This window comes from Pseudobutyrivibrio sp. (assembly GCF_015057185.1).
Lineage (GTDB): Bacteria > Bacillota > Clostridia > Lachnospirales > Lachnospiraceae > Pseudobutyrivibrio.
Genome location: NZ_SVEV01000003.1, coordinates 124896 through 132309, shown reverse-complemented (window position 1 = coordinate 132309; position 7414 = coordinate 124896). Strand labels below are relative to the sequence as shown.

General features: G+C 35.4%; 4 protein-coding genes. All 4 read right to left on the bottom strand.

Features of this window, described 5'->3' with window-relative positions; translation table 11 throughout:
• Positions 1–109 precede the first annotated feature (109 nt).
• Entirely contained in the window at positions 110–3478 is a 3369-nt protein-coding gene (locus E7276_RS02720; RefSeq protein WP_294213433.1) for an ArnT family glycosyltransferase, read from the bottom strand.
• Positions 3479–3567: 89 nt separating this feature from the next.
• Complete coding sequence (locus E7276_RS02715) at positions 3568–5541, bottom strand: polysaccharide biosynthesis protein (RefSeq protein ID WP_294213432.1); 1974 nt, start codon at positions 5539–5541, stop codon at positions 3568–3570.
• A gap of 41 nt (positions 5542–5582) precedes the next feature.
• Positions 5583–6701, bottom strand: a complete 1119-nt coding sequence (locus E7276_RS02710) for a hypothetical protein (protein WP_294213430.1) — start codon at positions 6699–6701, stop codon at positions 5583–5585.
• 437 nt (positions 6702–7138) lie between these two features.
• Positions 7139–7276, bottom strand: coding sequence for a hypothetical protein (locus E7276_RS02705; RefSeq protein WP_294213427.1), 138 nt, complete (start codon positions 7274–7276; stop codon positions 7139–7141).
• Positions 7277–7414: the final 138 nt, after the last annotated feature.

Genomic DNA, 7414 nt, shown 5'->3' with positions numbered 1-7414 from the left:
TGCTCCATATGTTTAGTTGTTATTATTATTTCAAAAGTACCGCTGTCAGTCACGACGGTGGATTACTAAGCGCTTACCATATAACACATTCGGTTTTATTCCCTATTGCCTACTCACTCCCCTCATAAACCCTAATCTCACCATCTACATTCTCCCACTGGCAGTATGGAATAGACTCACTGTATTCTGGATTGCTCGAAATGTAATCATTTAACTTAGCTATAGAACTGTCTCCGTAGACTTCTACACCAGGATTTCCGTCTAAAACAATGTTACTGAAGCAATTGTCAACGACTGCCCTAGACGAAATACCAGAAATATCAGTCCCTTTATCAACTGTCACAAGAGATACACAATTACTTACTGAATCTATTTTGAATGCAATTCCACTTGTGCTAAATCCGTATAATATACCGGAAGCATAACAGTTTATTACCTGTCCTTCACCTTCGCCAGCTATAATGGCAACACAACTACCGCCAACCCAAGCATTCTTAACATTCAGATTTATTACTGTACCATTTAAATATCGGAAAAGCGCCATATTCTCATTATTATCAGAAAGAATATAAACATTATTAATGCTGTATCCCGCTCCGTTATATATTCCATTAAAGGCACAATTCAAATCATATCCAACTGGATCAAAATTTCCTTCGTCTTTCAAGTCTATGTCAGCAGTCTGCTTTATGAAAGCTCCATCAAAGGTAATACCGCTGTTAACCATATCTCTAAACACAGCAAAATCATCAGCATCATTTATTAAAAATGGTTTTTTCTCTGTTCCATGACCTTCTAGAGATATTGACGATATAAGTGTCGGTTCGTCATCAGAGACATTCCAGTATAAAAGCTCAACATTTTCCAATTCATCGATAAACTCTTCTTTTTTCGATACCCAAGTATTGTATTCTCTAACCATTCTCATGCTGTTACGCAACAAGGTGTCATCGTAAAAGGCTATATCATCCTCGCTTACTTGCGAAGCAGGAACTAGAACATTATCACCATTAAGGTATATATTCTCACACTTGCCCCCCTTTACATCCTCAAGATTAACTAATTCAGCTTTGATACCATAAATACGTGAGTTAATATAGCAATTATACACCGAACCTTTGAAGCCATTTGCAATTGCCGCTGCATTTACTCCCTTTATAGTTGAATTACGTACAATACAATTTGCAACTACAGCATCCTCTTCACCTTCGCCTATTGCGATTGCTGCTGCGCTATCGCCTTCAAAATAACTATCTTCTATACATAAATTAACAACGATACCATATAAATTACTAAATAAAGCTACATCCGACTCAACATTTACACTATTTATATTTTTTATAGAAAAGCCATTTCCATTGTAGATTCCATTGAATCCAAACAAACCATAATCATCGTTTCTTCCTATAGGTTCCCAATTTTCAATTGTACTTAAATCTATATCACATGTTTGTTCGAAATAAACCTTTGCATAATCGTTCCCCATACTTACAGATTGACTAATGTATAATAAATCATCTGCAGAACTCACAAGATATGGATTATCTACAGTTCCCTCTCCTTTTAGTCCACTATATGATGCGCTTTCTGTATCATCTGTTTTGTAATATACTAGGAATTTATCTTTATCATTTTCGTTTATTTCTTTATATAACTCATATCCATTCTTACTGACATAATCAAGAAGGAATCGTTTCATTTTTCTTGTGGCTGATATCTCACCACCTCTAAATAAATGTTCGTGACTGTTGTATGCATACTCAGATGTTTCATAAATTATGATTACACTTGGAGGATTATCCTCTAACACCGTTATATCATTATTTATCGAAGCATCAGACGCAACGTCAAACCACTGAACCTTGGCTCTAACACCCGGATCTATTCTATCACATACTGAGTAAAAGATAGGTATCTGTGGGAAACAATAGATATAATCATCTTCACTTGTTTCGTTTTGAACTAAATGATATATTTCCTCATACACATTGAGAGTAGATTCAGACATCTTGATGCCTTGAAGTACTGGAATGTCATCTGATACCTCTATACTTGACCAATAATCAGAATCAGTCATTCCCCACCAACTGTATGTGTTAATCATTTTCTTAGATGAATATTGCATTGTCATAAACAAGCAACATCCACATACTACTATTTTTAATATAATTCCATACCTAAAATCACATTTTTTTAATATATATGCTAGCAAAAATGCCAATCCAAATGTCGCCTGCCCCTCAGCCAATCCTGATGACATTCCACAGCCCCATGAAATAGCAAAATATGCACCTGATATTGCAATATAAAGCAAATCTTGTGTTTCGATTGTCTCCTTTTTGATACGAATCAGAATAACTTTTATAACATAAATCCAAAAAATCGGGGCAACTATTAAATATAGGTAGTAAGGACTCAAATACGATACAGCTCCAAATAGTCGTGCAAATGATTCCTTTGAATGCAGTAAAATAAAACCTAGTATCGATAATATCGGTAAAATCATAGCTACGTTATACACCATCTCTACACGATAATCTTCTAGATATGATGTTGCACTGGCTTTAGATTTCATGTTCAATATAACTAGTACCATCATTGTTATAATTGCTGGCAGTAGTTGATCAAGGAATGTGTCTGCATTGTTCACTAACCACCCAAACAATATTGCTACAACACCTCCTTTTGCAGCAATAGCATCAGATCCAGTCTGTGACATAAAGCAAAATAGACTCCCATTCAAAAGCATTATAATCACAGTAAAAATAATTGGAACTATTAATCCTAGGCCAAAATATCCTATATATTTAACCCCTTCCCTTTTTCCAATTCTTTTTACTATATTGATGGCTAAAAGGAGAATAATAATATATGCTCCGTAAACAATACCCATGTTTTGTTTTATCAAAATAAAAGCAGAATTTGTCACTCCCGCTACTAATAAATAGTTGCGTTTCTTCTTTTCGTTATCACCATTTAATTCTTTTATATACTTAATTATATATAATAAAGTCGCTACTGCCATAATATCCATCAATCGTACATAATCATAAAAGACTTGCACAACCTCTGATTGAAGATACATCATCGTAGGAATGGTGACAATTGCAGCAATTCTATAATTAAAAATCTCCTTTATAATTAAAAATAATAACACTGCTATTAAGCAAAAGAAAACCACGCCTAATAAACGTAAATATATTATTTTGTAGCCGAATAAACGCGTAAATAGAGCTACAAGATTTATATATAACGGCGTAAACAAATAATCAAAATCTTTGTATGTTCTTTCGCCGTTATTAATACACTGAGCGTAGTACGTATACCAGCCCTCCGCAAATGGCATTGTTCTTAATGAGGTAAGAAATGCATAAAGACCACATGTCATAACTGTAATTAAAGCATATATTTTCCATAATACATTTGCTGGTAACATTAGCTTTTCTTTGATCTTAAATTTATTGCTTATTATCTTCATAAAAATCTCCTAAATATAACAAAAACTGCGGCAGATGCCGCAGCTTCATTATACACTATATTAGTTCAAGTTGTTGTGTTTTTGCAAAATCAATTGTTATGTCCATCTGCTCTATATGTCGTAACAGTTTCACTTATCTTCTGCACAACTTCAGATGATTTGTTAGAATAGGCCAAAACCATAAGTTCCCTAAGATTGTTAATAAATACATCATTATCGAACTTTATTGGCTCAGCAACATGAATCAAATGATTCTCAGTCTCTTTTAAGCCTTCCTCGCTCATAAGCTTTTCTTCGTATAACTTTTCACCTGGGCGAAGACCAATGTACTCGATTTCAATATCGATATCTGGACGAAGACCGGCTAGTTCAATCATATTACGAGCAAGATCAAGAATCTTTACTGGCTCTCCCATATCAAGAACGAAAATCTCTCCACCAGATGCATTGGCTCCAGCCTTAAGTACCAACGATACAGCCTCAGGAATAGTCATGAAATATCTAATAATATCCTTGTGAGTCAATGTAATTGGTCCGCCCTCAGCTATCTGTTTTTTAAACAATGGAACAACAGATCCATTTGAGCCTAAAACATTTCCAAAACGAACTGCCACATACTCAGTGTGACCCGAACCAGCCTTTACACGCTCTGAACTGTCTTTCTCAATCTCAACATAGTGAGAAACCATATATGGTAATAAATCCTCATGGTGCTCACGTACCGCCTTATCAAAGGTCTGAATAATCATCTCACAAATACGTTTTGTAGCACCCATGACATTTGTTGGGTTAACCGCTTTGTCAGTACTGATGAGTACGAATCTATCGCAGCCAAACTTCATTGCAGCATAGGCTGTCTTGTAAGTACCAATGGCATTGTTCTTAATAGCCTCACATGGAGAATCCTCCATAAGAGGAACATGCTTGTGTGCTGCAGCATGATAACAAATATTAGGTCTATATGTTTCGAACACTGACTCAATACGACGAGCATCACGAACCGAACCGATAAGTGTAACCAAATCCATATGTGGATATTTCTTTTTTAACTCAAGCTGAATATCATACGCATTATTCTCATATACATCAAAAATAATAAGCTGCTTTGGATTGTACTTTGCAATCTGACGACAAAGCTCTGAGCCAATGGAACCACCACCACCAGTAACAAGCACTACCTTTCCAGAAATTTGTGCAGCCACATCCTCTTGATGCAAACTAATAGGGTCACGACCAAGAACATCCTCGATAGTTATGTTCTGAAGGTTTCCAGCCGAAATAATACCTGCCTTCTCAGCATACATATTTGGAAGTTGCTTGATTTTACAATCAGTCTCTTGGCAAATATTAATAATATTTCTCTTCTCACTAGGGTTTAGCGTTGCAATAGCAATAAAAATTTCTTTAATCTCATACTCCTGTACAGCCAGAAGGATTTTATCACGTCCGCCGATAACTTCAACGCCATCAATATAACGACCCCACTTATTCGGATTATCGTCAATAATAGCAACTACCTTTGCAGCTCCGTGAGCGCCGCCATTTACAAAATTAACATCACGAAGAATCATTCGACCTGCGGAACCTGCTCCAATAAGGAGAACATTTCTAGCCTCAGCCATTTCTGCAGAACGAGTATCTCTAAGCAATAAAACAAATCTATATGAAAATCTTATGATAACACCAAAGAAAAACTGAAATCCAATTCCAAAAACAAAATACGAAATCGGCATACGCAATACAAACGAAACAACACAAACAACATTTACAAATAACGTAATTGCAGTCGCATAAACCAATCTCTTAATCTCAAAAAAACTAGCAAATCTCCAGATACTACGATATAAACCAAGCAACCAATATATAAAAATTACAAATATAGTATATGGAATTATAATCTGATAATATTTTTCGATATATCGTGCTTCAATATGAGAATACCTACAATCAAATCGAAGCCATAAGGCTAAAAAGTATGACAAAACAATAGTGGCAAAATCATATGCCACTAAAAAATAAGCAACTCTATGCCAATGTTTGATTCTATCCAATAATTTAAACATTCATCATAACCCTCACGAAAACATTTAGTCTCATTATACCCTTATAGTTCAAAGACCGCAATTCCAATCACATCAACATCTCTATCCTTAAGTGCCTGCAGCTCCTCCATAAATTCATTATATCTAGAGACCCCCACTCGAACAGCCAAGATAGCTGAATCAACACCAATAATATCATCTGCTCCGTTAACATTATGAGTTATACTATCAATAGATTTTGCCACGACATTTTCATTATCATTTTTAATCTGGCGAACAAGCAAATTGCGCTCATCATCAAGTCCCACACCAACAACAGCTACTGAATTGTAATTCTTATTTTTGAGTTTCTCAACTGTAGCTAAAGAGTTAATTTCAACCACATCCTTTAATGATGTTTTGCGCATCTTTCCAAATCGCATTTTATTGACAAGCTTATTCATTCCTTTTGACGAATCAATTTTCTCCCAGTTAATCATACGAATATATTCAGGAACATCAGCCATTGCATATAGATTATCCGAATGCTTAATTGTGTTGCTAAAGATGTATCGACATGAAACAACCATAAAATGAAGGACAATGAATACTATAGCCAATAATGCAGCTTTCTTTTTTGATGGTGCACTATTAACCACAACAGCCTCATTAGATGCCACAGTTTTTTTATCAATGCCGTCTGTACCAACAGCGGTGCTTACACCAAGCTTTGCATAATAGTAAATCTTCTGGTCATCAGTAAGATATGCCTTACGAGTCTCTATCACGTTCTTTGCATTTGCTATATAGCTAAATGACTCCGCTCTGTCTGTAAGCTCTAAATCATTTTTCTCAGAAATATATGTCTCAAGATTCTCAACGTACTGGTCATTAAGCGCAATAATATCATCTACTGCCTGAATATCCTGTTCTGAAAGGAAGTCTTTCTCCATATCCTCTGTAGAAAGACCAGCCAACTGTTCTTCTGTTAGAGCACTAAGTGTTGTTCCAGCTGCCAGTTCTTCTAGCGCCACCTTTTCTTCTTTTTCAGTGGATGGAGTCGAAACATTGCGTCCCATATACATATAGCCACCTGCAAGAATAATACCTAATAATAAAAATACCAAAAATGACTTCCAATGACCTATCCAATCTATAAATAAATCAATCAAATCAATTTCTTTAGTGTAATTATCTTTCATAAGTTATTCGCCCTCTCTAACGATTAATACTAATCTACTTTTTTTAAATTTTCGAACTACTAAATAATTCTATCCTGCTCCTCTGTCATCATCTTTTTTTATTAGTATGCATAATCAGCGAGCGACGATACCACTACCAATATCAATTCACTTGCAATCTATGCCAAGTACTCAACTATTGATTTGTACATTTTTAACCGAACAACAATTGACATTTCAAATGATAAATTGTTTTAAACGTTAAATTCGCTGTATATTCATTTACTTCCAGATTGGACGTCCCTCTTCATTAATGTTAGCAATTGCATCAAAAATCTCAATCGTACAACTCTTCCCATGCTCAGACGTATAAAGCACATCCTGCTCACCACACATCTACTTGCACATTGCGTCCTTGTATATAATCATTCAGGACTACCTGTAGTTAAACTCTGATTTTACAACATCAATGGATTCATTTGAATTCGCAATACAGCAAAACCAACTTTGTTTCTCTCATAAATAGCCTTCTTCTTAGCATTACGTTTCTTAAGATGGCCAAACTGACCACAAACAACAGCTATCATGTTGCTCATTCTGTAATTAAATCTGCACCAGCGCAAGCCTATGCAAACCACTTGCGCACCTTCTCTGCTGCCTCTTTGCTATTTATATAGGAACATATCATCTCGCAGAAACAGTAATAGTCAAAATCCTGTTGCCTTTAAATGAAG